General features: G+C 30.0%; 4 protein-coding genes. 3 read left to right on the plus strand and 1 reads right to left on the minus strand.

The features are described 5' to 3' along the window. Window positions 1-150: 150 nt before the first annotated feature. The 3 genes from BN350_RS17865 (at window position 151) to BN350_RS19775 (ending at window position 1,933) form a co-directional block, all read left to right on the plus strand. Window positions 151-702, plus strand: coding sequence for a TetR/AcrR family transcriptional regulator (locus tag BN350_RS17865; protein ID WP_028044814.1), 552 nt, complete (start codon window positions 151-153; stop codon window positions 700-702). A 66-nt stretch (window positions 703-768) separates the two neighbouring features. Continuing rightward, complete coding sequence (locus BN350_RS17870) at window positions 769-1,080, plus strand: DUF1330 domain-containing protein (protein WP_028044815.1); 312 nt, start codon at window positions 769-771, stop codon at window positions 1,078-1,080. Then, a complete protein-coding gene (locus BN350_RS19775) occupies window positions 1,067-1,933 on the plus strand; it encodes an MBL fold metallo-hydrolase (protein ID WP_044600460.1) in 867 nt (288 codons plus the stop codon). Before BN350_RS17870 ends, BN350_RS19775 begins: the two co-directional genes overlap by 14 nt. 172 nt (window positions 1,934-2,105) lie before the next feature. Here BN350_RS19775 and BN350_RS21115 read toward each other — a convergent pair. Then, a partial coding sequence (locus BN350_RS21115; protein WP_044600461.1) for a hypothetical protein occupies window positions 2,106-2,707 on the minus strand: 602 nt, incomplete at its 5' end.

A 2,707-nucleotide genomic window follows, 5' to 3' on the forward strand; every position in this document is an offset into this window, starting at 1 on the left:
TATAAAAGAATTATGAGAAAGAAATTCTTATTCGTTAAGGGTTTCTTTTTATTATCCATGATTAAGATATGTTAGTTCTATATTTTTATTTGACTTTATCATTGAAATGAAATATAATATACGCAAGTAAATACTTGCAAAGGGGAGCGCATGGATAAAACAAGGCAAAAAATTATTGATGCAACAATGAATCTTGTGATGGAAAAAGGATATGCTTCTATGACAACAAAAGATATTGCACAAAAGGCATGTGTCAATGAGAGTACATTATTTAGAAAGTTTAAAAGCAAGAAAGAAATTGTTTTAACTGCAATAGAAGAAAATTGGCATCCACATCTTAATCAGGAAGATTTTCTTCCGATTACAAAAGATTTTCAAAAAGATCTTAGTCATTTTGCGACTGTCTATATGCAAAAGGTAACTCCACAATTTGTTAAAATATCTATTGGATTAAGAACACCTGAATTATACTTGGAAACAAGAGAAGCAATTATGAAAGTTCCTCAAAATTTCAAAGAGTTCTTAAGTCATTATTTTGACATGATGGATTGCCGAGATAGTGAAACTTTAGCAATGATGTTTTTATCTATGATGTTTGGCTTTGTTTTCTTGAAGGCTTCTTTTGAGAATAAGCTTACTGACTTAGAATCAGATGAATATATTCAAAAAAGTATTGAAGTTTTCATAAAAGGTATTTATTGACACATACGTGTCATTTCTTTTTAAAAACAAATGCAAGTAAATACTTGTAAAAAGGAGGGAAATGTTATGAGTTGTTATTTTATTGTTCAAGTGAATTGTTATGATAAACATAAGCGAAAAGTTTATGATGAGTATATTCAGGAAGTCAAGCCAATTATAGAGAGTTATCAGGGTAAATATATAATTCGGAGTGAAAATATTCTTTCGATTGATCATCAGTGGCAACCTGATCGATTCATTGTCATTGAATTTCCAGATCAGAAACATTTGGATCAATGTTTTCATTCACCTGAATATTTATCTATTTCTCAAAAAAGAGAAAACAATGTTGAAAGTCATGCAATTATAGTTGGAGGGACAGACAATGAAAATATGTGAAGGAATCCATCAGTTAAAAATTGATTTTTATGTGACATCAGAAATTAAGAGATTTGTATATGTTTATATAATAACTGGGCATTATTGTTATCTTATTGATACTGGAGTTGCTGGTAGTGAGAAAGTTATTGAAAATTATCTTGAAAGTATTGGTTATCATCTTGATGATATCAAAGCTATTTTTTTAACTCATGCTCATCCAGATCATATGGGAAGTGCTGGAATGATTCAGAAAAAAACAGGATGTCAGATTTATGCCAGTTACAAAGAAAAAGAGTGGATGGAAGATATTGATCAGCAATTTCAAGAAAGACCTATCCCCAATTTTTATCAACTTCTTCAATTATCAGTACATGTTAATTACACTATTGAAGAAGATATGTTAATACAATTAGAAGATTCCTTATCAGTTGATATAATACAAACCCCAGGTCATAGTGAGGGGTGCATCAGTTTTTTATTTAATAAACGTATTCTAATGTGTGGTGATGCCATTCCAGTTGTTGGTGATATTCCTATTTATACTGATGCTTTAGAAAGTCTTTTTTCTTTAGAAAAACTATATCAGTTACCATCAGTTGATTATTATTGTCCTGCCTGGGATAATTATTATTCCTCTCAAATGGGCAAAATAAAGATTCAAGAAGCTAAAAAGCTTATTCAAAATATTGGAGAATGTGTACGAGAATTCATTTCACAAGAACGTTCTCTTGATGATCATGAATTATTTGATAAAGTATGTAATCAAATGAAAATGCATTCTTTTAAAGAGAATCCATTATTCTTAAAGACAATCTTATCATATAGAAATGATAACTATTGGGTAAAGTCATATCATTCAAGAATGCTATAAATAAATTAAGCATTTATATAGAATTACTGAATCATTATAAAATTAAAATATGATATATATAGTAGAAAACAGCATATTTCAAATATTTATGCTAGGTGTGAAGCAACGATTATTAAACGTTCAAAAGAAAAGTATTTTCATATCAAATCTATCCCATTTTGTTTTCATTTTTCTATGAATAAATTTTTTCTTTGTAAAGTTGCTGTTTGGCTTCTGGAATATTTAATAAGTCCATAGCTTCCTCAAGTGTATAATTCATTTTTAACATGATTTGCTTAATATTATGAACTGTTGTTCTTGTTTCACCTATTTCAATACCCTGATTCTTAATTTGCTCCATGATTTTACACATTTGAACTTTTCCTCCTCCTTCTTTGTAATACTTTACTCTTTCTCTTAATACTTCATAGTACATGTCATCAGCATTCTGACATTGAAAGTCATGCATAAGTCTGCCCAGTGGTGTATCATCCCAAATGGCACCATTGACATAGATGATGACTGACTCATCATTGAATTTCTCATTGTTTTCGTTAATCCTTCTGCTAATATGATAAATTGGCAGTCCGTAGCCTAACACATCATGTTCAGTAATGAAGATAACATATACACGCGGAATCTGATTCCACTTTTCCTTTGGAAAACTGATGTGAGCATTGATTAAGCTTTCATGATATCTTGCTCGTTTTGGATGTGCTCCCATATTTTCTCTTTGAACATCGACATTAAAGTATTCACCATCAGCGGTCGCAAAAGCATCAATCTCAATGGATT

Source organism: Candidatus Stoquefichus massiliensis AP9 (genome assembly GCF_000455285.1).
In the GTDB taxonomy this organism is placed as follows: Bacteria; Bacillota_I; Bacilli_A; order Erysipelotrichales; family Coprobacillaceae; genus Stoquefichus; species Stoquefichus massiliensis.

Coding starts and splice junctions, on each gene's coding strand:
- BN350_RS17865 (WP_028044814.1), top strand. CDS start 151: ATGGATAAAACAAGGCAAAAAATTATTGATGCAACAATGAATCTTGTG.
- BN350_RS17870 (WP_028044815.1), top strand. CDS start 769: ATGAGTTGTTATTTTATTGTTCAAGTGAATTGTTATGATAAACATAAG.
- BN350_RS19775 (WP_044600460.1), top strand. CDS start 1,067: ATGAAAATATGTGAAGGAATCCATCAGTTAAAAATTGATTTTTATGTG.